Source organism: Rhodococcus sp. 06-470-2 (genome assembly GCF_002258235.1).
Taxonomy (GTDB): domain Bacteria; phylum Actinomycetota; class Actinomycetes; order Mycobacteriales; family Mycobacteriaceae; genus Rhodococcoides.
In genome coordinates, this window is the sequence record NZ_NOYB01000024.1 from 208,750 (window position 1) to 234,969 (window position 26,220).

The 26,220-nt window shown below is 64.4% G+C and carries 19 protein-coding genes; 8 read left to right on the forward strand and 11 right to left on the reverse strand.

Annotated elements, in window-relative coordinates; genetic code table 11:
- Positions 1-34: 34 nt before the first annotated feature.
- Entirely contained in the window at positions 35-1,408 is a 1,374-nt protein-coding gene (locus CH276_RS13585) for a dicarboxylate/amino acid:cation symporter (protein WP_094630712.1), read from the reverse strand.
- 320 nt (positions 1,409-1,728) lie between these two features.
- Here CH276_RS13585 and CH276_RS13590 point away from each other — a divergent pair, with 320 nt between their 5' ends.
- From CH276_RS13590 to CH276_RS13600, 3 genes are all read left to right on the forward strand, one after another.
- Complete coding sequence (locus tag CH276_RS13590; protein WP_094630711.1) at positions 1,729-2,406, forward strand: SanA/YdcF family protein; 678 nt, start codon at positions 1,729-1,731, stop codon at positions 2,404-2,406.
- On the forward strand, positions 2,403-3,104 hold the full coding sequence (locus CH276_RS13595; RefSeq protein WP_094630710.1) for an aminoglycoside 3'-phosphotransferase: 702 nt from the start codon (positions 2,403-2,405) through the stop codon (positions 3,102-3,104). The genes CH276_RS13590 and CH276_RS13595 overlap by 4 nt, the downstream gene beginning before the upstream one ends.
- Positions 3,105-3,195: 91 nt before the next feature.
- Positions 3,196-4,791: an ABC-F family ATP-binding cassette domain-containing protein gene (locus tag CH276_RS13600; protein WP_176459246.1), complete on the forward strand. Its 1,596-nt coding sequence runs from the start codon at positions 3,196-3,198 to the stop codon at positions 4,789-4,791.
- 10 nt (positions 4,792-4,801) lie between these two features.
- Here the strand turns inward: CH276_RS13600 and CH276_RS13605 are convergent, their stop codons facing one another.
- The 8 genes from CH276_RS13605 to CH276_RS13640 all read right to left on the reverse strand — a co-directional run bounded on the left by CH276_RS13605 (position 4,802) and on the right by CH276_RS13640 (position 14,865).
- A complete protein-coding gene (locus tag CH276_RS13605) occupies positions 4,802-6,418 on the reverse strand; it encodes an AMP-binding protein (protein WP_094630709.1) in 1,617 nt (538 codons plus the stop codon).
- 20 nt (positions 6,419-6,438) lie between these two features.
- Positions 6,439-7,740: a DUF2786 domain-containing protein gene (locus CH276_RS13610; protein WP_141214708.1), complete on the reverse strand. Its 1,302-nt coding sequence runs from the start codon at positions 7,738-7,740 to the stop codon at positions 6,439-6,441.
- Between the two features lie 90 nt (positions 7,741-7,830).
- Positions 7,831-8,640 carry a hypothetical protein gene (locus CH276_RS13615; RefSeq protein ID WP_094630707.1) on the reverse strand — a complete coding sequence of 270 codons (810 nt, stop codon included), beginning with the start codon at positions 8,638-8,640 and terminating at the stop codon, positions 7,831-7,833.
- Between the two features lie 184 nt (positions 8,641-8,824).
- Entirely contained in the window at positions 8,825-10,423 is a 1,599-nt protein-coding gene (locus CH276_RS13620; protein ID WP_094630706.1) for an FAD-dependent oxidoreductase, read from the reverse strand.
- 47 nt (positions 10,424-10,470) lie between these two features.
- Positions 10,471-11,490 carry an AurF N-oxygenase family protein gene (locus CH276_RS13625; protein ID WP_094630705.1) on the reverse strand — a complete coding sequence of 340 codons (1,020 nt, stop codon included), beginning with the start codon at positions 11,488-11,490 and terminating at the stop codon, positions 10,471-10,473.
- 92 nt (positions 11,491-11,582) lie between these two features.
- Positions 11,583-12,884 (reverse strand): T3SS (YopN, CesT) and YbjN peptide-binding chaperone 1, encoded by a 1,302-nt coding sequence (locus CH276_RS13630; RefSeq protein WP_052049440.1) that lies wholly within the window; start codon positions 12,882-12,884, stop codon positions 11,583-11,585.
- A 91-nt stretch (positions 12,885-12,975) separates the two neighbouring features.
- The gene (locus CH276_RS13635) at positions 12,976-14,142 is read right to left on the reverse strand and encodes a hypothetical protein (RefSeq protein WP_094630704.1); all 1,167 of its coding nucleotides are present in this window, start codon (positions 14,140-14,142) and stop codon (positions 12,976-12,978) included.
- A 48-nt stretch (positions 14,143-14,190) separates the two neighbouring features.
- Positions 14,191-14,865, reverse strand: coding sequence for an NUDIX hydrolase (locus CH276_RS13640; RefSeq protein ID WP_094647322.1), 675 nt, complete (start codon positions 14,863-14,865; stop codon positions 14,191-14,193).
- Between the two features lie 61 nt (positions 14,866-14,926).
- On the opposite strand from CH276_RS13640, the gene CH276_RS13645 reads away from it, so the two are divergent.
- Together CH276_RS13645 and CH276_RS13650 are read left to right on the forward strand one after the other, a co-directional pair.
- Entirely contained in the window at positions 14,927-15,853 is a 927-nt protein-coding gene (locus CH276_RS13645; protein ID WP_094630702.1) for an ADP-ribosylglycohydrolase family protein, read from the forward strand.
- Entirely contained in the window at positions 15,850-16,359 is a 510-nt protein-coding gene (locus CH276_RS13650) for an O-acetyl-ADP-ribose deacetylase (RefSeq protein WP_094630701.1), read from the forward strand. The genes CH276_RS13645 and CH276_RS13650 overlap by 4 nt, the downstream gene beginning before the upstream one ends.
- On the opposite strand, the gene CH276_RS13655 is transcribed toward CH276_RS13650, so the two are convergent.
- Both CH276_RS13655 and CH276_RS13660 read right to left on the reverse strand, forming a co-directional pair.
- The gene (locus CH276_RS13655; protein ID WP_094630700.1) at positions 16,356-17,060 is read right to left on the reverse strand and encodes an excalibur calcium-binding domain-containing protein; all 705 of its coding nucleotides are present in this window, start codon (positions 17,058-17,060) and stop codon (positions 16,356-16,358) included. The two genes, CH276_RS13650 and CH276_RS13655, sit on opposite strands and share 4 nt — an antisense overlap.
- Positions 17,061-17,232: 172 nt before the next feature.
- Positions 17,233-17,583 (reverse strand): VOC family protein, encoded by a 351-nt coding sequence (locus CH276_RS13660; protein ID WP_094630699.1) that lies wholly within the window; start codon positions 17,581-17,583, stop codon positions 17,233-17,235.
- A 146-nt stretch (positions 17,584-17,729) separates the two neighbouring features.
- On the opposite strand from CH276_RS13660, the gene recC reads away from it, so the two are divergent.
- From recC to recD, 3 genes are read left to right on the forward strand one after another with little or no spacing between them, the layout of a single operon-like run.
- Positions 17,730-21,005, forward strand: a complete 3,276-nt coding sequence (recC, locus tag CH276_RS13665; RefSeq protein ID WP_094630698.1) for an exodeoxyribonuclease V subunit gamma — start codon at positions 17,730-17,732, stop codon at positions 21,003-21,005.
- Positions 21,002-24,343 (forward strand): UvrD-helicase domain-containing protein, encoded by a 3,342-nt coding sequence (locus CH276_RS13670; RefSeq protein WP_094630697.1) that lies wholly within the window; start codon positions 21,002-21,004, stop codon positions 24,341-24,343. Before recC ends, CH276_RS13670 begins: the two co-directional genes overlap by 4 nt.
- Positions 24,340-26,202: an exodeoxyribonuclease V subunit alpha gene (recD, locus tag CH276_RS13675; RefSeq protein ID WP_094630696.1), complete on the forward strand. Its 1,863-nt coding sequence runs from the start codon at positions 24,340-24,342 to the stop codon at positions 26,200-26,202. Before CH276_RS13670 ends, recD begins: the two co-directional genes overlap by 4 nt.
- The last annotated feature ends 18 nt before the right edge of the window (positions 26,203-26,220 follow it).

The following is a 26,220-nucleotide window of genomic DNA, read 5'->3' on the forward strand; positions in this document are numbered from 1 at the left end:
TCGGTCGTCGGGAATCGCAGATCGAATTGCTCTGTCAGCGAGCGAGTTCCACGTCCGCTTCCTCGTCGACGAAGGGGTCACCGTTTCGCGGAGCGTTGTAGCGCTCGAGGTCGAGAATTCCCTCACGCTTGGCGACGATGGTCGGCACCAATGCCTGACCGGTCACGTTGACTGCGGTGCGTCCCATGTCGACGATCGGTTCCACCGCAAGCAACAGACCGACACCGGCCAACGGCAATCCGAGTGTCGACAGCGTGAGGGTGAGCATGACCGTCGCACCCGTTGTTCCTGCCGTTGCGGCGGAACCGATCACGGACACCACAATGATCAGCAGGTAATCGGTGATGGTGAGATCGATGCCGTAGAACTGAGCGACGAAGAGCGCTGCAATTGCGGGGTAGATTGCCGCGCAACCGTCCATCTTGGTCGTCGCCCCGAGAGGTACCGCGAACGACGCGTACTCGCGCGGAACTCCGAGGTTGCGTTCGGTGACGCGCTCGGTGAGTGGCAGGGTTCCGATCGACGAACGCGAGACGAAGCCCAGCTGGGTGGCCGGCCACACTCCCGAATAGAAGTTGCGCACCGAAAGGCCGTGCGCGCGAACGATCAACGGGTACACCACGAAGAACACCACGGCGAGGCCGACGTAGATCGACACGGTGAAGACTCCGAGTGAGCCGATTGCATCCCAGCCGTAGGTCGCCACTGCGTTGCCGATGAGGGCGGCGGTGCCGATCGGTGCCAAGCGGATGATCCACCACAGCACCTTCTGCACGATGGCCAACAGTGACGCGTTGAACTCGAGGAACGGCTCGGCTTTCTTGCCTACCTTGAGTGCCGCGATACCGATGGCAGCGGCAATGACGAGCAACTGCAAGATGTTGAAGCTCAGCGATGTGGTTGCGGTGCCGCTGTCGGCGACCGTGGTTCTCGCACCGAGCGCGAGGAAGTTGTTCGGCACCAGCCCCGTGAGGAACGACCACCAGGACCCGACGCTCGACGGATCGCCCGCCGAATCGGCGCCCGCGCTGGTACGCGAGCCGGGCTGCGCGACCAACCCGATCACGATGCCGATGATGACGGCGATGAATGCCGTGATGGCGAACCACCACAGCGTCTGGATCGCCAGACGGGCAGCATTGGTGACCTCGCGCAGGTTGGCGATGGAACTGACGATCGCCGTGAACACCAGCGGGATCACCACGACGGTGAGAAGTTTGACGTAGCTCGAACCGATGGTCGACAGGGTGCCGACCAACCAGTTCTCGTTCCCGTCGGCGGCGTCGGGCATCGATCGGGCGATGAGTCCAAATACGACTCCGAGAATGAGTCCGGCAATGATCTGTGGACCGAATGCGGTTGCCCAGGTAGGGACACGGCGCGTTCGGGTAGCGCTGGGCGCAGACATGGATATGCCTTTCGAAAAGGAGAGGTGTCGCCAGGGATGGGCGACAGAAGTGCTGGTCGGCCGATGGGCCGAACTTCAGGGGGTTGCGGTCTGGAGGACCGTCAACAGGTAGCGCTGGCTTGCAGACGCAAGTCGACATACCGTCGAGAGGTCAGCAGCGGATTCACTGATCGAACGGTACTCCGCCTCCGAACTGTGCAATCAAGCAGGGGCGGGCTCTGAGGGATCACTGTGGAATCGGTATGGGTGCGCTGCGGCGACCCTCGGTCGCCGTATTCGTGGGTTAGCTTGAGGTTTCCTGACGACGACGAAACGAGATCATGAGTACCGAATCGAAGCCCCGAGGATTGGGCCGGCGACTCGTCGGTGCCTTCTGCGCGGTGGTCGCCGCCCTGGTTGCCGTCGTTCTGGCATCGGCCGGTTGGGTGGCGTATGCGACGGCGGGGAAGGTCTACGACGTCGACGATGCGCCGGACGCGCCGGTAGCCATCGTCCTCGGTGCACAGGTACGCGACGGCAAGCCGATGCGATTTCTGGCCGGACGGCTCGACACGGCGATTGCCTTGATGGCAGCGGGGAAGATCAAGGCAATCCTGGTCTCCGGTGACGCGGACGGCAACTCCGGCAATGAGATTCAAGCCATGACCGACTACCTGATCGAGCACGGAATCGACCCCAGTGTGATCATCGGAGACGATCACGGCATCGACACCTACGACACCTGCGCCCGCGCAAAGGAGACGTTCGGCGTCGAACGGGGACTGATCATCAGCCAACCCCTCCACGTGTCGCGAGCAGTAGCGTTGTGTGAGGACATGGACCTCGACGTCGACGGAGTCACGGCCGAGTGCATCGACTGCAATACCCTTGCAGTGGTGCGTAACTACGCGCGAGAGTTGCTGGCGCGCCCCAAAGCGGTACTGGATCTGTGGTCGGGTCGCGACCCCGTGGTGGTGTCTTCGCCCGTCGATTCTCTTGCGAACATCACCGATCGATGAGTGTGCCCGACGGCGACGTCACAGTCCCGGCCATGGTGCGAGACTTGGCGGGACCTGACGATATCGAGCCGGTGTGGTCGAATGAACTGGGCGGGTTGACTTTTCGTCTCGGCGCAGGACGCTACGTCAAATGGACGCCGGTCGCGGCCTCGATCGACTTGGAGGAGGAGAGGCGTCGTCTGCAGTGGGTGATTCGGTACAGCCCGGTGCCCGAGGTCCTCGACACCGGTTCCGATGACTCGGGCTCCTGGATGGTGACCGAGGCCTTGCCGTGGGGGAACGCGGTAGCCGATCGGTGGAAGACCGACCCGGCTGTCGCAGTTCGAGGGGCGGCGACCGGCCTTCGGGCGTTTCATGATGCTGTCCCCGTCGCACAATGCCCGTTCGATTGGTCGGTGATCTCTCGCATCGGCGATCGCGACCTGCCGGTCGAACCGCCGCCGATCGATCGACTCGTCGTGTGCCACGGCGACGCTTGCATGCCGAACACCCTGATCACCGACGACGGATCCTGGGCAGCACACGTCGACATGGGCAGCATGGGCGTCGCCGATCGATGGGCAGACCTGGCACCGGCAATCTGGAGCACCGAGTACAACTTCGGACGCGACTACTGCGCGGCCTTCTTGGACGCGTACGGCATCGACCTCGACAGTGAGCGCCTCGCTTACTACCTGTGGTTGTGGGAGTCCACGTGAGCAGCAGAATCGAACGGAGCCGCGCGCGGCTAGAGTGAGCGAGCCCGGTTCGACGACTCAGCGGACCCGTGTATTCAGGAGAAGTGGACGCTTGAGCTGGATTCGCTTGAACGACGTTGCCAAGGGATACGACCAGAAGGTGATGCTGCGCGAGGTGTTCTTTCGTCTCGCCGACGGCGATCGCATCGGTCTGATCGGGCGCAACGGAACGGGCAAGACCACCCTGCTGCAGCTGCTTCTCGGACGTGAGACGCCCGATACGGGAACGGTCGATGTCACCGAGGGAGCCCGGATCGGGTACTTCTCGCAGTTCTCGGAACTCGACGGCGATCGCAGCATCCAGGCGGAGCTCGAATCTCTTTTCGTCGCTGTCCACGCTATCGAGGTCGAGTTGGCCGAGGTCGAGGCCGCACTCGGAGGTGACCTCGACGAGAAGCAGATGTACAAGCTCGTCGACCGCCAAGCCGAACTGCTCGACGCCATGGAGAACAGCGGCGGTTGGACCTACCACCAGCAGATCGACACGGTGCTGTCGATGCTCGGATTCAACGCCGAACGACGTGAGCTTCCTGTCGATCGACTGTCCGGTGGTTGGCGCAACCGCGCAGCGTTGGCCAAGATCCTCATCGAGGCCCCGGACGTCCTGCTCCTCGACGAGCCGACGAACTTCCTCGATGTTGCCGGAATCGCGTGGCTCGAACGTTGGCTACGAGATTTCCGCGGCGCGCTTCTCGTTGTCTCGCACGACCGCGCATTCCTCGAGCAGGTCGTCACCAGCATCGTCGAAATCGAGAACCATCACCTGCAGACGTACGACGGTAGTTATTCGGAATACGTTCAGCAGAAACAGTTTCGACTCAAGAACCTCGAACGTGAGTTCAGCAACGAACAACAGCTGCTGGCCTACGAGCAAGAAGCGATCAGTGATCGCAAGGAAGCAGTGAAGAACCCCAGCGGGGTGCTCAAACGTCGACTGGCGAACATCAAGAAGAGCAAGAGTCCACGGCCGGTCGACACGGTGGTCACCGCTATCTACGGCGGTCTGCATGTGCACGACAACCTGGCGGAGATCAACGGGATCGCCAAGAGCTATGGGGAGCAACGACTCTTCGACAACATCTCCTTCACCGTGCACCGCGGTGACCGCATCGCCATCACCGGACCCAATGGATGTGGAAAGACCACTCTCGTCGACATTCTCGTCGGTGCCGAGCAGCCGGACAGCGGCAAGATCAAATGGAAGACCAAAGCGCCGTCGTTCATCTACTACAACCAGGTGCTGGCCGATCTCGATCTCGACGACACGGTGTCGCATTCGGTGAACGCGATGCCGGGCAGTCTCGCTCTGACGGCGACGAAGAAGGAAGTGCACCGCTTTCTCACGTTGTTGCAGTTCTCCGAGATGGATCTCAAGTCGAAGATCGGCGTGCTGTCCGGAGGGCAGAAGGCACGAGTTGCATTGGCGCAGTGCCTGTTGTTCGGCGCCGGCGTCATCGTGCTCGACGAGCCCACCAACCACCTCGACCTGCAGAGCACCCAGGTGCTCGAACGCGCACTGATGGCGTTTCCCGGCGCGGTGATCCTGGTGAGCCACGACAGGTTCTTCGTCGAGAAGGTGGCATTTCGGCAGTTGTCGTTCGACGGCAAGGGCGGCGTCACCGAAATCGCCGGTGTGCAGATGGCGTGACCAGAGCGGGCTACCCGTTGATCTTCGACGCGGACGTGCCCCACTCGGCGTCGCGCAGCTCCTTCTTCCTGATCTTGCCGGTCGATGTCTTCGGCAGCTCGACGATGAATTCGACGTTGCGCGGGGCCTTGTACGACGCGATGGCCGATTTCACGTGCGCCACGAGCTCGGCTTCCGAGGCGTCCGCGCCGGGCACCAGCACCACGAACGCCTTCGGTCGCTCTCCCCACTTGTCGTCGGGAACCCCGATGACCGCAACATCGGCGACGGCAGGATGGCTCGCCAGCGCCTGCTCCACCTCGATGGTCGAGATGTTCTCGCCGCCGGAAATGACGACGTCCTTGGCGCGATCGAGTAGCTGAACGTAGCCGTCGGGATGCATCACCCCGAGGTCACCGGAATGGAACCAGCCGCCCGCGAAAGCCTTTGTCGTTCCGGCGGTGTCGTTGTAATACCCCTTCATGACGTTGTTGCCGCGCATGACGATCTCGCCCATTTCGCCGCCGTCGGGTTCGACGTCGATCAACACTCCACCGGGACCGGGCTTGTCGCGTACCACGCGCAGACGGTCCGCAGTGAGCATGCCGACTCCCTGTCTGGCCAAACGACGAGCCTGTTCGTCGGCGTCCAGTTCGAGCCACTCCTGCTTTGCCTCGCACACCGAATAGGGACCGTAGGTTTCGGTGAGGCCGTAGACGTGTACGAGCGTTGCTCCCAATGCTCGGATCTTGGCGATGATCGTCGGGCTCGGAGGAGCTCCCGCTGTGACGATGGTCAGCGGTCGATCGAGTGAATGTGCCTCTGCAGCAGTGGCGAGAGTGGTCAACACGGTCGGCGCACCGGCAAGGTGATCGACGCCGTTGTCGATGGCCGACCAGATGGCGTCGCCGCGCACTCCGCGAAGGCATACGTGTGTGCTGGACGCGGCTGTGACCGCCCACGTGGTGCACCACCCGTTGCAGTGGAACATCGGCAGCGTCCATAGATAGCGGGTGTCGACACCGAATCCCTGGTGGTGCAGTTCGCCCAGGGAATTGAGGTAAGCACCGCGGTGGGTGTACATCACGCCCTTGGGTCGACCGGTGGTGCCCGAGGTGTAGTTGATCGTGATGGTCGAGGTCTCGTCGTCGACCTCCCACTCCATCGGTTCGTCCGTGCCCCGTTCGAGGAATGCGTCGTATCGAGTGGTGTGCGGCAGCTTCTCGTACGTGCCGTCCACCGAGGGAGTCTCGACGATCTCGGTGACCGAATCTGCGATGGGATCTGTTCCAAGGCCGGCCAGCAGTGCCGAATCACCCACCAACAGAACCGAACCGGAATGATCGCAGATGTAGCGAACTTCGTCCGGTGAGAGCCTGGTGTTGATCGCGACCAGAACGGCACCGGCCAGCGGCACCGCGTAGTGCGCGAACAGTAGCTCCGCCGAGTTCGACGCGATGTAGGCCACCCGATCGCCGTGGCCGACCCCCGACGCGCGCAGTGCACGCGCGAGCCGGGTGACGGCGGCGGCGAACTGCTCGTAGGTGAAGGTGCGCGGTCCGTCCTCCACGGCGGTCTTGTGGGGATGAACCTCGGCAGCGCGTTCGAGGAAGCGAAGTGGCGTCAGCGGAGTATCCAGACCGGTCATGTCACCCAATGTAGCCCGCACTACGAGGCCAGATCGGATTTGTCGATACGTTCGCGCCCACCGGTCAGGTCGGCGCGTTCGGCGGCGGCACGGCCGGCAAGCCACCCCTGAGTATTGTCGCTGCCGAACTTGATCGTCTTCGTCGACGGGTACCGGGCAGTGTAGACACGGTCCACGGCATCGGATCGCTCCGCCATGATCGGCACCAGAGCCGATCCGTGTTGTTGGGTCGCCGCTGCAGTCGCTCGCGTGCGTGCGTCTTGCAATCGTTCGCCGACTCGGTGGGCGTAGGCGATCAAGAATGCGTGACGGAAGCTGCGAGTCCGCGAGGTCGCCGACTGGCCGGCCTCGTCGAGTGCACGTGCCGATTGGACCAGTAACGAGGTGTACAGCAGCTCGCACAGATCGAGATCGACGGGCAGACCGATCACGGTGGCCAGCAGATACTTCTTCTTCCATACTGTTCTAGCACCGTTGGCTTTGCACACACTGTGCAGCAGAAGCAGTTTGGCCTTCGAGTACGGGTTGCTCACCATGATGCGACGACTGATGACATCGTCGATCAAGGTGCGAGAGTTCCCTGCATCGAGAAGTGCGCTGTCGATCGCATATCGCGTCATCAGGTCCTGGGCCTTGGCCGAAAATGCCTCGGCTTCAGCGGGGAATTGCGTCGACTCGGCCTTCGCCAGTAGCCCTCGTATCCTGCCGAGCATCTTCGAGTCCACGGCCTGCCGCGGACCGGCAGGTGTGGTGCGTGTTGTCCATCGAGTGGGAGGGGGTAGGAGTGTCTCGAGGGGCAACAGCCATGTTGCGCAGCCGAGTACGAGTAAAAGGGTGTACCACGACTGCGCCGACGACCGCCGGTTGTACGAACGCCATCGACGAAGACGGTCCGCAGAGGTGCCACCTGCAGATTCGACGTTCAGCTCGGACAACTGATCCCGCCAGGATTCCGGAGCAACGCTGTCGGCGGAACTTCGCGCTGCGTGAGCACCGATGGCCTCGACAATGACCACGGTGCCGTCGCCTCCAGCGCTCTGACGGGTGACGTGTACCAGTTCGGCGGGCTGCCAGCCGTTCTCGAAGGCAACGTCGAGTGCGTCGTCGAGTATATTCGCCGCGCGATCGTGCACCGAATACGTTCGGCTGGTGTCTTCCGCAGCCGACAGGCGTTCCGCGATCAGTTGGGTCATGTCCTTCGCGGAGGCCCCCAACTGGGCGAAACCGATTCCGCTGTCGAGCAATTCGTTCGGATCAGCACTGTCCCGAGCAGTGGTTGCGCGCGAATACTTGAAAAAACTGTCCAGATCGATACGACTCATCGTCGTTCCCTCCACGTCCCCCGGTGTGGTCCCCGAACTGTTCGGTGAGACGCAGAGTAAGGGAGGGGTCCGACAAACTGTTCGAACGTGTCAGCGAGGAGCGAGCATCTGCAGTAGTTCCTCGACGGACGGCAGGCCGGGTATCACGGGAAGGTTCGGAAGAGGAGCGGCGGCGGGCGGTGCCGTCAATTCGATGCCGCCGAGGCCCGCCATGACGTCGTCGGTGTTGGATCGGGTCGGTCCGTATGTATTGGATGCAATGACGAAGTCATCGCCGATCGACGCGGACGCCACCACACTCGATCGGTCGTCGGCCCATCCCCACTTGGTCCCGGTCACGCCGGGCAACTGCTCGGTGCCCCAGTCCTGAACCATTCCATCGCGTGCCACAGGAGCCGCGGTGTTCATCCATGCGAGGACGGGGCTGGCGGGATCGGTGCGCTTCTTCGCCGCCAGGAATCGCACCGTGTCGGCTGTGCTCGTGGACGAGTTGCCCCAGAAACCGCCCCGCGAGGTAGAGGTGAGTCCGAATTCCGCGGCGGTTGCCGAAATCGCCTGTGGGTACTTGTTGTCGAGCGTCGAAGCGGCACCGTCGTCGCTGACTTGGACCATCCTGGCTGCCAGGTCGAGGTCTCTGGGCGAACCGTCGCCGAAGCGGACGACGTAGTCGGCCATGTAGAGCTTTACCGTCGACAGTCCTGGGCGCGCCGAGTTGTCCTCCGCGCTGCCCACGTAGGTCCCCGTCGGGATGTGTTCGTACGAGATCGAGGTTCGGGCCGGGACATTTGCGAGGTCACCGGGCGTCGGCAGAGCCTGGGCCGGTACCGCGCACACCAACGCCACGGCAATACCGACAATTGGGACAGCGGTCCTGGTGAAGATGCGTCGCAGGGCCGTCATCTCGTACTCCTCGAGGTGTTGGCCCGCCGCGAATCGGTGGCCGATGCCTCGGTGTACCCCGATGGTCGACGCTTCAACCTCGACACCGCTTCCCTGGTTTTGCGGCCTTCGTCACCCGGATGAATGTGGCTTTCTTGCAGTTGGAGTGACCGAAAGGCGCATTGATCCCAACCGAGGTGAGCAATCAGGAGCGGCGCAGGGCCAGTAGCCTGTCTTTCGAGCGTCGTAGCGTGCCCCGGTTCGCCCCGGTCGGCCAGGTGTCGGGCAGCTCGATCGGATCCGTCAGGCGACCGGCGTTGAAGTCGTCGACCAAATGGCCGACGGTTTCCTGAGCGCAGGATTTGTTGGTGCCGATGAATCCCGAGGGACCCCGCTTGATCCACCCGGTGACGTAGCTGCCGACCGAAGTCTGCCCGCCGGATTCCTCCAGCACACGGCCGCCGTTGTTGGGAATGATGCCCGCCTGGTCGTCGAACGGAACTCCGGGAAGCGCGACACCGCGGTAGCCGATGGAGGTGAGGACGAGTCCGGCCTCGATGCTCTCCACGTCGCCGGTCGGAGTGCTGCGAACCACGTCGTCGCCGTCCGCGGAGAGGCCCATTCGGTCGAACTCGATTCCCGTCACGCGGTCGGTGCCCAGGATTCTGGTGGGAGAGAGAAGGTAGCGCAGAGTGATTCGCTTGCGGCCGTCGCTGTGCTCGGGGGATTCGTCGACGTGGCGAAGCAGTTGCAGCTTCTGTGCCACGGCGTGGGGTAGTTCGTCGGTCGCGGCGAGTCGGACGGTGACGGGATCGAGTGCGAGTTCGCTGCGATCGATGGCCAGGTCGATATCGGGGACGGTCAACAATCCGGCGAACTCGGGCACCGTGAAGGCGGACTGAGCCACTCCGCGTCTGCCGACGACGACAACTTCACGAACTGCGCTGTGGCGCAGGGCGTCCAAGGCATACGGTGCGATGTCGGTCTGGGCGAGCGCATCCGGATTCATCGTCAGAATGCGCGCGACGTCGAGTGCAACGTTGCCATTACCGATGATGACGGCACGTTCGTGCGAAAGGTCGAAGGTGCGGTGCGCGTGATCGGGGTGGCCGTTGTACCAGGCGACGAAGTCGGTCGCCGAACTGCGCCCGGGCAATTCGGCTCCCGGAATGCGGAGCTCGCGATCCGATGATGCCCCGACGGCGTAGATCACGGCATGGTGGGTGTCCATCAACTCGTCGTGGGTGACGTCCTTGCCGACCTCCACGCCGAGGTGGTAGGTGAATCCCTCTTGCGCGGAGATGGTTTCGAACAACCGGGACACCTGGCGTGTCTTCTGATGATCGGGTGCGACGCCGAGTCGGGCGAGGCCGTGAGGCCGCGGAAGTCGATCGTAGACATCGACGCGAACGCCGGGTTGGGTGAGCAGTTCGTCCGCTGCGTACATGGCCGACGGGCCTGAGCCGACGATTGCGACTCGTAGCGGCTGACGATCCCTCGATACCGAGGCTGCAGGGGTGACCGGTGCCAGGATGGGCCGCGGTGGGCGCTCCTGCTTGTAGAAATCCGCATTGATCGTCAGGAACGGCAGTTGGGCCTCGGTCAGTTTTGCTTGCGGCACAATGGCGTCGACCGGGCAGGCCGAGACACATGCGCCACAGTCGACACACGATTGCGGGTCGATGTGCAACATTTCCGCCGTCAGGAAGTCCGGCTCGTCTGGAGTGGGATGAATGCAGTTGACGGGACACGCGTAGACGCATGACGCGTCGCTGCAACATGACTGGGTGACGACGTGGGGCATGAGGGGTTCCTGACGGCAGAGGCAAGAATGGCTGAGCGGCGAGAGGGCTATGCGGCGAACTGGCTCGAGCTGCGGTCGGGTTCGCTACGGAAACGCGACGCTTTGCCGTCGATTCCGCACAGCTTCCACACCAGGCGAGCAGCGCGGTTCATCATGCCGGTGTCGGTGGCCAGCATGCGCACATCTCCGAAGTAGTCCTGGAGCGCGTGCTGTGATTCCTCGGTGCCCCAGAACAGGTCCTTCTTCACCTGCTTGGGAATGTCGAACTTGGTCCAGAACTTCTTCGGCGGAATGACGATGACGTCGCACAGGATGCGCATCGTGACCGGGAAGGCCAGCGAGAGCAGGAACCGCCCGGCCTTGGACATCTTGGGAACGCGACGTCGCAGCAACTGGTGCGCGAACGAGATGTGTCGTGCCTCCTCGGCGACGTGAATTGCCATGACGCTCTGCATGATCGGATGAATGTCTTCACCGGACCGCAGGACCGACTTCTGAATGTGGTCGATGGGTTCCTCGCCTGCGAGAACGCCGACGAAGAACAGTTCGGGCAGCAGCGTGGCGAACAGGGGAATGAACGGCGAGAGCATCTTCATGGGCCGACTCATGCCGGGGGCGTCGGAATCGACGCGGTTGACCATCTCCTGGAACATCAGGGTGTGGTTGCATTCTTCGATGGATTCGTGAGTGCAGTAGCGTGCCTCGGCCGAGCCGTTGGGCAGCGAGAACACGTACTGCATCATGCCGCGGATCAGGATGTTCTCGAACTGAAGACCGACCTTGGCCACGTTGGCCTGGCGCCACATGCCGATCTCGATCTGCTTCTCGAGCGGTAGTGCGCGGTACCAGTCGTGGCCGCCGATCGGGTCCGTCTTGGCGGGGAGTACCCAGCGGGGATCGTTCGCAGGTACCGCGAACTTCTCGGACTCCCAGTCGATGTCGACGTACGGATCGAAGTGCTTGTGCACAGAACCCTCGGACAGCAAAGTGAGCGTCTCGTTGTACTGCTGTTCGTCCGTGGTGTCGGTATCGACCGAAACGGACGTGGTGCCTGTCGTCAGTGTCATGGCTTCTCCAAACGAGGTGCGAACATAGGGTTAATGTAACCCCAGTTAACACGAAAGGGAAGCGCGTAGAAGAAATCCTGTTGGGTCGCCGCCTACTGTTCGTCCGAACGCTCGTCGGAGATCTCTGCCACCTCGTCGGTCTCGAACAGCTGCAACTGGATCGCCGACGGATCGACCACCGGCGTGACCTGCTCGGGTGTGCTGCGCAGTACCTCGCGCAGAGCGGTAACCGCGCGGCCCCACTTGCCGGCTTCTCGGTCTGCCTCGTCGACGTCGCAGTGTTCGTCACCGAGATCTGCAGCGACGGCCATACCCCGCCACGACGCCTCCTGCTCGGCGCTGATGCGCAGGTAGGAGACGACGACATCGCGATCGGAGGAGCAACGACCGAGGACGGTGTCGAGGTCGAGGGATTCGTCGGACCGGTCGAGAAGCTCGACCAGTTCGAGCAGCCCGTCCGGAAAGTCGTCCGCGTCGATCGGCGGCGGAGTCGGTTCCCCGAGTGCGCCGCCGAAATCCTCGGCGAACTTCTCGTCGACCTGCTCCCACACGTGGCTGAGCATCCGCACCGCCCACAGCAGGTGATCGGCAACGAAGGGGGACCCGCTCACTCGCACCTGCGCGACGATGCAGTCCTGCACCAGGTGCAGCATCACGTCGGGGAGTTGCAGATTGAGATCGACCAGCAACTCGGCTGCGCGGGTTCGTCCGGATACGGCGTGCACCAGCGTCGAATTGATCTCGACCACCGGTTCGGTGGGCTTGACCGACACGTAGGCGGTACCGCCCGCGAACCGCAGGGGGATGTCGCCGTCGGGGTCGTGATCCGGCGGGAAGCCGAACCATGGCTCGAGGGCGCGGTCGACGAGTTGCTGTAGGTGCTCCTTGCCCTTCGGTTGCACGCACAGTGGGACGACGGCCGTGTCGGTCTCGGCGGTGGTGGCGTCGAAACTCGGGACGTCGTAGCGACCGGTGGCGCGTGAGCCCAGGAAGGACGGGTGGGGCAGACCCCAGATGTCGCGAAACACCGCGACGGTCTTCTTCGCCAGATCATCGGACCACGAGCGATTTCGGTCGACGTGTGGTGCCGTGGGCTCCGAATCGACCGACGTGCGAAATCCGATATGGCTGAGCGCATCTCGCTGCTCGACGGTGATGGCGCGGCTACTGTGCAGATGCTCGTTCGCGGGAATTTCGCAGCGGACCATATCCAGATCCCAGGCATAGAACTGCACACAGGCGGCGGTGTCGGGCACGCCGTCGGTGGTGTCGTAACGCGACTCGATCACCAGCGCATCGCCGTCGCGCATCGCGCTGACGTAATCGCCGAGCTTGCGCTGGAAGTGCATCCAGGCAGCGTCGACGTCGAAGTCGAACTCGAGTGAATCGCTCATGTCGGCTCCTTACCCAGATCGCGTCGACGTAACGCGCAGTCGGTGACGCTAGCGGCGACCACCGACAGGGTCTCGGCGCTCGCGTGGGTTGTCACGACGATGCCGAATCCTCGACCGAGCCGTAGAGCGGGTCGTCCTGCGACTCCTCGTCGATCACACCGAACGGCTGCGCCTCGGCCACACCGTCCAGCACTGCCGGACGCAACGCGTGCGGAACGGCGAGTACTTCCTCGATCCTGACGAGGATGCCCTGCTCGATGAGGGATCGAACGCGGTGATCGATCAGCTGTGCCGTACGCAGATCCTCACCTTCGAGCTCGGCGTAGTCCTCGCCCTCGTTGTTGATCGGCCGCTCGTCGGTCATGGCAGCCAGCAGCGTCTGCACCGCGAACGTGTTGGCCAGCGACCGTGACACGTCGGGGTCGTCGGCGTCTCCCGACAGCTGCACGCGAACGTGTTCGGCAACCAGCTCGTGCACGGTCTCGGCTCCACGGCCGGCCAGCGAATGGGCGTTGTCTCCCGGCCGGGCGGTGTCTCCGTCGATGCGAATCAATTCGGTGGCGATGGCCGTCGACCAGTAATCGACCGCGGCACCCACATCGAGCCGGGCGGGATCGACCAGGGCCGAGCCGACGGCCTCCTGTAGGTCGGCGTTGTCGGCCACCGCCAATCCGTCGGCCACACGCGCGACGATGTCGTCGAGGGCGGGCAGCAGCGGAAGCGCCGAGATCGCGGCGAGTTCCTGGGCCAGGGAAACGTCGGGCAGGTCGATGTCGTCGGCATCGAGCATGTCGGGCTCGTCGCCCTCGAGGAAGTCCGAGAGGTCTTCCATGCAGTGCGCGTAGTCCTCGGGGCTGCCGTCCCAGAGATCGGTCTCGTCGAGGAATGTCAGGTATTGCAGCGAGGTGAGAACGAGATTGACCGCGGTGTCCTCCGCAGTGTCGGACTCTTCCTGCAGGATCCGTTCGGCCGCATCCACCAGCAGGTGCGCATCTGCGGGAAGCCATGCGCTGGGCGAGAATCCCTGACGCGCACCGGCCAGTTGGGTCAGTGTCGACGACACGAGCCGAGAGATGGCCTCCGACTGTTCCGACATCTCGCTCTCGTCGAGCCATTCGACGAAACCGTCGATCAGGTCGGCGATGCGTTCGGTGACGGCACCGGTCGGGGCCGGTCGGGATTGCTGGTGACGCCGTTGCCGGGCCTTGGTCTTTTCTGCGCGTTTCTGTCCGCGGTTGGCAGGCCGCTTCGATCCCATGACTCCCAGCTTATCTGTTGGCATGTCCGGTTTCGCCGATCCGTGCCCTCAGCGAAGAAGGAACGATCCCGCAGCCGCGGGAAGAGCTGGATCCGCGGCACGGCGATACAGCTCTGCGGGGCGGCCGCCACCTGCGGTCGAGGTTGCGCCCGTCCCTTGCAACGAGCCGATGACGTGGCGTCGGAAAGTGTCTTTCGGCAGCGGGCGATCGAACACGATCTCGTACAGCTCACGGAGTTCGAGAAGGGTGAATCGAGCGTCCGTCAACAGCGCGGGATCGACCTCACGCGCGTAGCGATGACGGAGGTCGAGCACCGCCTCGGTCACCATGTCGCCGTGATCGAAGGCCAGCGACGAGACCGGTTCCGAGCCGTCGATCGGCATCGATTCTGTTGTGGGAGCAAGTGATCGAGCCGATATCGCTGCGCTGTGCGCCATCGACAGTACCCATCCACGGTCGTCGCGATCAGGACCGTCGAACATCCTCAGCTGATGAAAGGAGAGATCGATCAGGCCTGCCTTCGTCCTCAACGCGCGGTCGGCCGCGTCGGCGAGAGTCTCCGACGGCCGCAGGAAAGTGCCCGGTAACGCGAGGCCGCGGTCGGACCGAACGACGACGACGTGCAGTCGCCGTTCGCGGATGGTCAGTACTGCGACGTCGACGGCCACCGAGGGGCGCGGATAGTCGGTCAGAGCCTTGCCGTCTTTGTCTCGCCACGTCATGTCTTGCATCTTAGCGCCGATGTGATCTATGGTTAGCGCAATATCAATCTAAGGGTCAGAGATGCGGTTGACCGACATTCAGCACGATCGTGCGCGAGGGGTTCTGCTCGGAACCGCGGTGGGCGATGCTTTGGGCGCAGGATACGAATTCGGGTATCCCACGTCCGAGGAGACCATCGCCATGATCGGCGGCGGATCATTCGACTGGGCTCCGGGCGAATGGACCGACGACACCTCGATGGCGCTGTGCATCGCGCGCGCACTCGAGCAGGGCGGCGACGTCGACGAGATCGCCGGGTACTTTCGCGACTGGTTCGACCAGAACCCTCCGGACGTGGGGAACCAGACTCGGCTGGTGCTGTCGCAGCCGACACTCGACGGTGCCGATATGACTGCGGCGGCAGCGTCGTTGGCCGGTAGAACCGGAGGCAACGGATCACTCATGCGAACGGCACCGATTGCCCTGGCCTACCTCGACGACCCGGCCGGTTGTCGAGATGCTGCGGCGCGGATCAGTGCCCTCACCCACTCCGATCCCCGTGCCGGTCAAGCGTGCCAATTGTGGAGTCACGCAATTCGATACGCGATTGTGAACTCCACCTACGACGGCGTGACCGAGTTCTTGAACGAGGCCGAAGCCGACGTCCGCGAGTTCTGGCAGCCCCTGCTTCGTCAGGCACAGGAGGGGCAGCCGTCCGACTTCCCGAACAACGGCTGGGTGGTCCACGCTCTGCAAACGGCGTGGTGGGCAATCCACCGATCTGCCGACGCGGAGCAGCCCCTGCCCGCCGCTCTCGAACTGTGCGTCCGCGCCGGCGGCGACACCGACACCACGGCGGCCATAGCCGGAGGACTCCTCGGAGCGCGTTGGGGCGCATCGGCGGTGCCGAGCGAATGGCGCGACATCGTCCACGGCTACCCGGGATTGCGCGCCGACGACCTCGACCGAATCACCTCGAACATCATTGCAGCGAAGGAGCTTTCATGACAGTCATCGACGTCGTCCAGGGCGACATCACGGACGTGGCGGCAGACGCGATCGTCAACGCTGCCAACACTCGATTGCTCGGCGGCGGGGGAGTGGACGGTGCCATCCATCGAGCCGGTGGACCCGAGATCCTCGCAGAATGCAAGGCGCTGCGGGCCACCACCCTGCCCCACGGCCTCGACATCGGGGCAGCCGTCGCTACCACCGCGGGCCGACTTCGAGCCGGCTGTGTCATCCACACCGTCGGCCCGCGCTACTCCCCGCACGAGGACAGATCGGAGCTGCTGCGACTGTGCTACGCCCGGAGTCTGGCGCTGGCAGCGTCGATGAACATGAAGTCCATCGCATTTCCACTGGTTTCCGGCGGCTCCTATGGATGGCCGATGCAGGATGCAGTCACCCAACAAGTCCTGGCAGTCAAAGCTGCCCGGCCGTCGGTCGACCTCGTCATGCTGGTCGCCTACTCCCACGAAACCGCAGACCTGACGCGGCGGTTGGTGGGTTAGCTTTCACAGGCGACGCCGTCGCTGTTGCCGTCGAGCTTCGGTCGGTAACCGGGCTCACCGATGCGGATATTGGTGGCTCCGGCTGCCTTGGCCGCCGTGCAATTTTCGTAGTACACGCTTTCGGGCGCATCGACGAAGGGAGCTGGGGCGGTATAGACCGGCTCGGGTGTGTACACCGGTTCCGGCGTGTAGACGGGCTCCGGGATGTACACAGGTTCGGGCTCGGGCAACGGGATGTATTCCGTGGTCGTCGGTATCTCGACGGCGGCGGCCACCGGCTCGGTGGTCGGAGCCGCGGTCGTCGTGGTCGGGGCCGGTGTTGTGGTCGACGGCGGTGCGGTGGTCGTCGTGACGGTCGGCAACGCGGGCACGGCCGCGACCGGTGCGATGGCGGTCGGGGTCTCGCTTTCGGTCGTGGTGGTCAGCCCGATCACGAACAGGGCGGGGAGGACGGCGATGGCCGGTACCGCCCAGACCTTGCGACCCCGCGCGGGCGACGAGCGAAGGTACGTGACTCCGCTGCCGACCAGCAACGCGCCGACGAGTAGCGCACCGAACTCGAACGAGACCACTGCCCCGATCAGAAAAAGTGCACCGAAAACAATTGCGACCCAGGCGAATATCTTCCCGAACAGGGGGCGGCGAGGCGTCTGTGGCTCGGGTGCCGGGCGCTGAAAGGGTGGGGGGTAGGCGCTGGTCATGTCGAGGGTCCGTTCGGGTCGCGAGGGGTGTCGATGCCGCGGCCGAGATGTCACCCGCGAGACCGGAAGCAACCGTCTCGTTCTGTCCGAACCGGTCGGTCGCATTTCCGTTCACCATGTCGCACTGACCGGGCTCCTCGTTACATCCCGTGTGAGAACGCCATCCGCCCGATCAGTAGTGCTCGCGAAAGCCGCCGATCGCAGTGATGGAATTGCCGTCGGGATCGGAGACGGTCGACAGTCTGACTCCTTTGTTCGCGTCGACGATTTTGCCGAAGTCGATACCGCGGGAACGAGCGGCATCGACGAACACCTCGATGTCTCCGACGGCAACGTTGAACAACGACGAGCCTGCCCGCTCGGGATCTACGGTCACTTGCAGCCACGCAGCCGAAGCAAGCCGCCACTCCACCAGACTCGGCATCGGATTGTTGTCGGGGCGGCGGTCGAACAGCTGCTCGTACCACTGTCGTGCCGAGTCGATATCGCGCACCGCCACCACGGCAAGCACATGTTCGATCATTGCGTTCTCCTCACAATCGTTCGGGTTCGCAGATATGGACCGGATCCGGCGGCCCGACTCATCGCGCAGAATCTGTCGGTGGCTCGAGTAGGGTCGTCACGAGTCCGAAATCGGGCACCGATACGAGCAGGCAGGGGACCGCAACGGTGTTGACGCTCCACCGCGCCGAACGCGCCGGAACACTCGCGGCTGCACTCGCCGAGATCCTGTCCGTTCCGTTGGACGATCCGTTCGTACCCGAGATTGTGTCGGTCCCGGCGAAGGGCGTCGAGCGTTGGCTCACCCAGCGACTGTCGAGCACCCTGGGCGGTTCGCACGGCGACGGCATCGCCGCGAACATCGACTTCCCGAGCCCGACGCGATTGGTATCGCGCGCCATCGCGGCGGTCGACGACATCGACCCCGACGATGATCCGTGGGCTCCTGGCCGGGTTCTCTGGACGGCGCTGGAGGTGATCGACGAGTGCCGAACCGAACCCTGGGCGGCCGTTCTGTTCAAGCACCTCGGTGCCGGTTCCGAGGATCACCGGGTGGGACGCCGCTGGTCGACGGCTTCGCATGTGGCAGAACTGTTTCGCACTTACGGATCACAACGTCCCCAGATGCTGCGCGACTGGTACGACGGGCGTTTCACCGACGGCCACGGCGGCGATCTCGACGAGGACCTGCTGTGGCAACCGCGGGTGTGGGCCGCGATGCGCGAGCGGATCGGCAGCCCGAGCCCGGCCGAACGACTGCCGCAGACCTGCGCGCGACTCAGGGATGCACCGGAGTCGGTGGACCTACCGAGCCGGTTGTCGGTGTTCGGTCCGACCCGGCTAACCACCGATCAGCTCGAGATACTGAGTGCACTGTCGCAGGCTCGGGATGTGCACGTCTGGGTTCCGCATCCCAGCCCGTCGATGTGGCGCACCCTCGCCGAGATTCCGGCGGTGACGCGCCGACGAGACGATACGACGGCTCTGGCCGTCGAGCACCCACTGCTGGCCGGCCTCTCGCGAGACGTGCGAGAACTCCAGGCCACCATCGCGTCGGTGGCGACGAACACCGTGCATCACCAGGGCCCGGAAACGGCGAACACCCTGCTCGGTCGAATTCAAGACGACATCACCGCCGATTCGCCTCCGTCTCCCGAATTCGACGACGGCACAACGTTCGTCGACGGATCGATGCAGATTCACGCCTGTCACGGACCTGCTCGACAGGTCGAAGTGCTGCGCGAGTCGTTGTTGCATCTGTTCGCCGGCGACCCGACGCTCGAACCACGGGACGTGCTGGTCATGTGTCCGGATGTCGAGACCTATGCGCCGCTGATCCGTGCGAACTTCGGGCAGGCGGCGCTGGTGCATCCTGGACACCGGTTGCGGGTGCGCCTGGCCGATCGAGGCCTGCGCCGCACCAACCCCGTCCTCGATGTCATCGCCACGGTGCTGGATTTCTCGGAGGGGCGGGTGACGGCGAGCGAGCTGTTGGACTTCGCTGCGAGCGGCCCGGTGCGGGAGAAGTTCTCGTTCACCGACGACGATCTCGAGCGCCTGCGCGAGTGGGTGGCGAGCTCCGGTGCTCGCTGGGGACTGACGGTTCGGCAACGAGAAGCATACGGCTTGAACGGTTTTCGCCAGAACACATTCAAATCTGCGCTCGACCGCATCCTGCTGGGAGTGGCCGCGGACGAGACTCGTAACGAATACCTCGACCTCGCGCTGCCTCTCGACGACGTCGACAGCAACGACATCACCCTCGCCGGCCGCTTCGCCGAGCTCGTCGATCGGCTTGCCTCGGTGCTCCGCGCACTTGCCGGTCCGGCATCGGTGACCGAATGGACGCGGCAGCTGGGACGCGCCCTCGATCTCCTCGCAGACGTGCCCACCGCCGACGAATGGCAACTGGCACAGGCACATCGAGAGATCTCCGACGCCACCGAACACGGCGGCACCGCCGAGCTACGGCTCGCGGACGTGCGCGCCATGTTGGCCGGCAGACTGGCCGGTCGACCCACCCGTGCGAACTTTCGCACCGGCGAACTGACCGTGTGCACCATGGTGCCGATGCGCTCGGTGCCGCACCGAGTGGTGGTGTTGCTCGGGCTCGACGACGAGGTGTTCCCCCGAGTGGGCAGTACCGACGGAGACGACATCCTCGCCCGTGATCCGGCCGTCGGCGAACGAGATATCCGCAGTGAGGACCGACAACTCCTCCTCGACGCGGTGATGTCCGCCGAGGAGAAGCTGCTCTTGTTCTACACCGGAGCAGACCCCGTCGACGGGTCCGCCAAGCCGCCCGCGATACCGCTGCGAGAGTTGATGGACGTGCTCGAGGTGACTGCGGGCGCAAGCGTCGAACACCGGCATCCGCTGCAGCCGTTCGATCCGCACAACTTCGAAGCCGAACACCCGTTCAGCTTCGACACCGTTGCCCTGGCCGGAGCGGTCTCCCAGCAGCGGACGCCCGATCCGGTGGCACCGTTTCTGCTCCACGCACTACCTCCGGCCGAGCGCGGGGACGTCGAGCTCGCCGAACTGATCGCCTTCGTCGAGAACCCGGTGCAGGCATTTCTACGGCAACGGCTCGGATTTCGAGTTCCGGAGCTCGAGGACGACCTGGCGGACAGTCTGGACATCGAGCTGGACCCGTTGTCCCGGTGGGACATCGGTGATCGAATGCTCGCGGCAGTGCTCGCCGGTGGGGACATCGGGGAATTCGCGGACGCCGAGTGGCGGCGCGGCACCCTTCCTCCGTTCCATCAGGGCCGCAGAGAGATGTCCGACATCCGGCAGATCGTCGGAATCATCGCCGACGCGGCCGCTCCCTTCCACGAGGGGCCGGCCGAGACCGTCGACGTCGCGGTCGATCTCGGTGACGGACGCCGCCTGACCGGCACCGTCACCGGAATTCACGGCCGCACGCTGGCGAGATCGTCCTACTCGCGCCTGGCCGCCAAACATCGACTGGCCGCGTGGGTGCGGTTGCTGGCGGTGGCCGCATCCCAGCCAGGGGAGTGGAGCGCCGTCACCATCGGCCGAGCGAGCGGGATGCGCCCGCCTCGTCGCTCGCGGTTGACCGCCCCGCGGGACCCCGCATCCGTGCTGCGTGACCTGGTGGACCTGCGTGATCGCGGAATGACCTCGCCGCTGCCGATATCGACCGGTACCGCGTCGGCCTACGCGGAGAAGCGCTTCGGTGGCGGAACCATCGAGGACGGCTATGAGTCGGCCACGTGGGCGTGGCGGGGTGACTTCGGCGACGGGACCGACCGGTCGCTGCGCTACGTCCATGGGTCGACACTGTCGTTCCAGACGTTGCTCGCCGCGACCCCGCATGCCGACGAGACCGAGCCGTCGAACGAGAAGAGCCGCTTCGGAATTCTCGCTCGAAAGCTGTGGGACCCGTTGCTGACCGCCGAGAACATGGGGAACGCATGACTGCCGCCCGCGGTTTCGACCTGCTCGGTCCGATGCCGACCGGAACTACCGTCCTCGAAGCCAGCGCCGGGACCGGCAAGACGTACGCGATCGTGGGATTGGCCGCGCGCTACATCGCCGAAGGGATCGCCGAGATCTCGGACCTGCTTCTGGTGACGTTCAGTCGGGCCGCGACCCAGGAACTCCGAGACCGCACCCGCAGCAGGTTCGCCTCGATCGCCCGGGACCTGGCAGATCCGGACACCGCTCGCGCATCTCGGGATCCACTCGTGGCGTTTCTGGCAGAAGTCGACGACGCCGAAGTGGACCGGCGGCGTCGCCGGTTGCGACGGGCACTGTCGGACTTCGACGCCGGAACCATCGTCACCACTCACAGTTTCTGCCAGCGCATGCTCGACGGGCTCGGCATCGCGGGCGAACGCGAACCGGAATCGGCCTTCGTCGAATCGGTTTCGGACCTGCTCGAACAGGTCGTGGACGACCTGTATCTGCAGATGTTCAGCGGTGACGACGAGGCGCCGGCATTCGGTAGGCGGGACGCTCAGCAGTTGGCGTTGGCGGCCGTGGGTGACCCGCAGTCGATTCTGTACCCCGACATCGAGGACCTGGACGACAGCAACCGCGAGCCTGGACTGCGTGTGCGGTTCGCCAGGGAAGCGCGCCGGGAAATCGAACGTCGCAAACGCCTGCTCGGGGTGCGTGACTACAACGATCTGCTGGGACTTCTGCATTCGGTTTTGTCCGACCCCGTCCACGGCGAGGCCGCTTGCGCCCGAGTGAGAGACCGATTCCGCGTCGTGCTCATCGACGAATTCCAGGACACCGACCCCATGCAATGGGACATTCTGCGGCGGGCGTTTCACGGATTCACCACGCTCATCCTCGTCGGCGATCCGAAGCAGGCCATCTACGCGTTCCGTGGAGCCGAGGTACTGAGTTACCTCGACGCGGTGCAGACCGCGGACCACCTCTACGAGCTCACTGCCAACTGGCGTAGTGATTCGGGGCTGCTCGACGCCCTGCATCATCTGTACGGGGGCGCAGCCCTCGGTCACGACGACATCGTGGTGCACCGAGTCGAGGCTCGAAACCCTCTCTCGCGCATGGTTGGACATCCTCCCCTGAGGCTGCGCTATCTTCCCCGAACCGGCGCTGGTCCACTGCGGCAGGGTTTTCCCGCGGTCGACCGCCTCCGATCCCGGGTTGCGGCGGACGTTGCGGCGGACATCGTCGAGCTGCTGTCCGGACATGCCGTGATCGAGCGTCCCGACGGCCCTCGGGTGATCGAACCGCGGGACATTGCCGTGTTGACCCGAACGACCAAGCAGGTGGCGTTGATTCGGGACGCGCTCGACGCGGTCGGGGTGCCGTCCGTGGTATCGAGCAGCACCAGCGTGTTCGGCACCGAGAGTGCCCGACACTGGCTGTGGTTGCTGCAGGCGATCGAGCAACCTCATCGCACCGATCGCGTACGTCTGGCCGCTTTGACTCCGCTGCTCGGGTGGACCGCCGCGCAACTCGACTCCGGAGCCGAGGACGCGCTGTCCCAGGTCAGCAGTCGTCTGCGCGAGTATTCGGTGCTGTTCGACGAGGCCGGGTTCGCAGCAGTCTTCGAGCGCGTGTCGGCCCAGTCCGGACTCGATGCAAGGCTGCTCGCGGTCGAATCCGGTGAGCGCACGATGACCGATCTGCGACACATCGCCCAATTGCTCAATCGCGCAGCGGTATCCGAGTCCTACGGAATCACCGCCCTCACTCGCTGGCTGACCGACCGCATCAAGGAACCGGCAGCGGGCGGGTCGACCGACCGGAGCCGTCGACTGGACAGCGATTCCGCAGCAGTGCAGATCATGACGACACACGGAAGCAAAGGGCTCGAATTCCCGGTCGTCTACCTGCCCTACGCCTGGGACACATTGTTCTTCAGCAAGCCGTCGACGCTGTTGCTGCACGAGAACGGCAAGCGAATCCGAGACGTCGGCGGACCGTCCGGGGCGGGGTATGCGGCCAGGAAGATCCTCAACGATCAGGAGGAGGCAGGCGAGGAACTGCGATTGCTCTACGTCGGTCTCACCCGCGCCGAGTGCCGGATCGTGCTGTGGTGGGCACCGGGCCGAAACACCGCGACCTCCTCGCTGCACCGCATGCTGTTCGGACGCATCCCCGGAATCGCTCTGCCCGAGCCGTCGTACAAGGTTCTCGACGACGCGACGACCGCGAACCGGCTCCAATCCTGGGTCGGGTCGGCAGCCGGGCTCATCTCGGTCGAACCGGTGGGGCCCGGTGAGCCGTCCACTGCACATTGGATTCGTCCCGAGCAACCGCACCTCGACGTTGCCGCCGCACGCTTCGATCGAACCCTCGACCTGCTGTGGCGTCGGACGTCGTACTCCGCGTTGACAGCTCATGCTCACGACGCCGCGCCCGGCCGGCTCGAAGTAGGAGTGACCAGCGAGGCCGAGCATCCCGGGAAGACGGACGAGCCCGCCGAGACGTCGGTCGGCGGCGACTATCCAGGAAGCGAGTACATCGACGAACAGCTGGACGGAATCGCGTCACCGATGAACGGCATGCCTGCCGGTGCGGCGTTCGGAACGCTCGTCCACGAGGCTCTCGAACACGTCGACACGTCCGCACCGGACCTGCTCGCGGAACTCGAAGGTCGCTGCGCTGCGGCGGTCGCGTCGCGAATGGCGGAGGTCGATCCGATGGCGTTGGCCCAGGCTCTGTTACCGGTGATGCAGACACCATTGGGTTTCGGGACGCTGGCCGACGTAGCGCCGTGCGACCATCTGGCAGAGCTCGACTTCGAGCTGCCCTTGGCCGGCGGAGACGATCCGGTGGCTGAGAATGTCACGCTGAAGTCCGTGGCGCGCCTGTTGCGTCGCCATCTCGATCCGACGGACGTGCTCGCGTCCTACGCAGATCTGCTCGACGATCTCGAGGCAACACCGCTTCGCGGCTTCCTCACCGGGAGCATCGATTCGGTTCTGCGCGTGGCCGGACCTCGATACGTCGTGGTGGACTACAAGACGAATCGAATCGCGAGAGGCGATCTGACCACCGGCAACTTCACCCGCGAGAAGATGGCCCAGGAAATGATCCGCTCGCATTATCCGCTGCAGGCAATCCTGTATGCCGTTGCGCTGCATCGATATCTACGATGGCGTCAATCGAACTACGACCCGCAACTACATCTCGGCGGCATCCGATACCTGTTCGTGCGGGGCATGGTCGGACCGCAGACTCCCGCCGGATGCGGAGTGTTCGACTGGGATCCGCCCGCAGCTCTGGTGGTCGAGCTGTCGGATCTGCTCGCGGGCAGGGTGAGCCGATGACCGGTGTCTCGATTGCGCTGCGCGGCAGTGGAATTCTACGTACGTTCAACGACGTGGGTGTGCTGTCGGCATCCGACGTGCACGTTGCGTTGCGCCTCGGTGCCCTGGCCGGGGAATCGTCGGAGCACGTGCTGCTCGCCACCGCTCTGACGGTGCGCTCGGTGCGATCCGGCTCGGTGTGCCTGGATCTGCGACGACTGCAAGACGTCACCGTCGACGAGGATTCGGACGTCGATCCGAGCGCACTCCCGTGGCCCGAGCTCGACGACGTGCTCCGAGCGCTGAGGGTGAGTCCACTGGTGGTCGGCAGCTCGAATGGGCCGTTGAGGCCGCTGAAACTGGTCGACACCGATCAGGGTGAGCTGCTGTATCTGGACCGATACCATCTGCAGGAGAGCACCGTTCGGGATCTCCTCGACGTGCGTTCGCAATCCCACCCGCCCGCCGATGCCGTCGAGATCGGCGGGGCCTTGGCCGCGCTGTTCGTGGATGGATCGGGTGCACCCACGGCCGCCCCCGATCGGCAGCGAATAGCGGCGGCTCTGGCAGCGACGCAATGGACCACGGTCATCGCCGGCGGACCCGGAACCGGAAAGACCCACACCGTAGCGAGAATTCTGGCGCTCCTCGTACGCGAACACGGCAGCGATCTGCGCATCGGACTGGCCGCACCCACCGGTAAGGCCGCAGCCCGACTGCAGGAATCCGTGTCCGAACAAGCCGGGCTCCTCGGACTTCCTGCGGACCTGAAAGCAATGACGCTGCACCGACTTCTGGGATGGAAGCCCGGAAGCAAGACGCGGTTTCGGCACGATGCGGACAATCGGCTGCCCTACGACGTCGTCGTCGTCGACGAAACCTCGATGGTGTCTCTGACGATGATGTGTCGGCTGCTCGAAGCCGTACGTCCCGAGTCTCGGTTGATTCTCGTCGGCGACCCGGACCAGCTGACGTCGGTCGATGCAGGCGCGGTGCTGGCCGATCTGGTGGCCAGGCCCGTCACCGGCACGGAGAACCCGGTTCTGGCTCAGCTCGTCGACGCGGACTTCGCCGCCGCCGAGGATCCCGAAGAAGCGGCGCTGAGCGCGTTCGAGCGAGACCGATTGCGCGGCGGCGTCGTTCGGCTCAGTCGTGGCCGACGCTTCGGCGGAGCCATCGCTCGCTTGGCCGTGGCCGTCAGGGACGGCCGGGCCGACGATGTGATGGCGTTGCTCGAATCCGGCGCGGAGGAGATTTCGTTTCAGAGCCCCGACGACGTCGACGCTCTACGTTCGGACGTGATCGACACCGCAGCCGAGGTCACCGCCGCCGCCGTACGCGGGGATGCCACCGAAGCACTGCTCGGGCTCGAGAAACATCGCCTCCTGTGCGCGCACCGCGAGGGGCGATGGGGAGTCTCGCGGTGGGACCGGCAAGCGATGGAGTGGGTAGGAGAAGGCACCGGAACATTTCTCGACCCTTCGCTGTGGTACCCCGGTCAGCCGTTGTTGGTTACGGCCAACGACCACGAGGCGAGGATCTACAACGGAGATACCGGCGTTGTGGTGTTGGGAGACAACGGGACTCCGATGGCGGCGTTCGCTCGAGGTCGCGGCCACGTGTTGATTCACCCGAATGTGCTCTCCTCGGTACACACCGTGTACGCAATGACGATCCACCGCAGCCAAGGCAGTCAGTACGACACGGTCTCGGTTCTGCTGCCGGCCGAGGCATCGACACTGTTGACGCGAGAACTGCTGTACACCGCCATCACCCGCGCACGATCGCACGTTCGAGTGATCGGTACCGAGGAGGCCATCCGCGCGGGCGTCGAACGTCAGGTGCTGCGGGCGAGCGGGCTGCGCCGAAAGATCCTGTAGCTCGTTCGATCGTGTTCG